Here is a 708-nt window from a genome sequence, read left to right as displayed (position 1 = left end):
AACAAGATCTTTATTAGCGTACTCTTGTACAAAGTGCTTTTTTCGTTCCTTTGCCCATTTTATCGCGGCATCGACTAATCCTTGTTCATCTTCAGTGAAATCGCTCATTCAGCACCCATTACCATAGTTGACCAGTTAAGTTTGCATGTAAGCTAAAAATAATCAACTGTTGATAGTGGTATTGCGTCAGTTTAATAAATGAACTCAAAGGAACTAAGTTTATTTAATTTTGAACCGGGGGCGGAGCCAGAAACTCCAAATAAATAAGGAGTATCTCTCTTAACGCAAAGGCCCGCATAAGGCTTAGATATTTAGAGTCTACTTGCTATAAGTTTTCACTATTGCAGTCTTTGGTAGAAAGAAGCTGCTTCAAATACTCACCTTCTTCCTGACTAATCAACCCAACGATATTGTATTTAATCCACCCTGGTATCGGGTCATACCCACCAGCTAAAGCCGCTTCTATATTGTCAGTCTTATCGGCCAGGTATTTCAAAAAATAATCTGCTAATGACTCTCTTAAACGAATATTTCGGCAGCTTGCAACCAACAGCATGCTTTCAGTCACTGGGTCTAGGTTTAGTAAATCGTCAAATAGGTATCCATCAATTATGACACCGCCCAAGCTAAGTACAATCTCTAGTATCTTTACTTTGGCTATAGGATAGCTGTAAGACCTATTAATAGCGCGGTCAGGAAGTTTAAGTT

1 protein-coding gene is annotated in these 708 nt (G+C 38.8%); it reads right to left on the bottom strand.

The genetic code is table 11. The annotated features are described in order from the left end of the window. Positions 1 to 325: 325 nt before the first annotated feature. Positions 326 to 708: hypothetical protein (locus A3756_RS27230; RefSeq protein ID WP_197481157.1), on the bottom strand; the 383-nt coding region annotated here is incomplete at its 5' end.

The organism is Oleiphilus sp. HI0086 (genome assembly GCF_001635225.1).
Note: the sequence above shows the minus strand (reverse complement) of the source record. Positions and strands in the feature narration are given on the sequence as shown.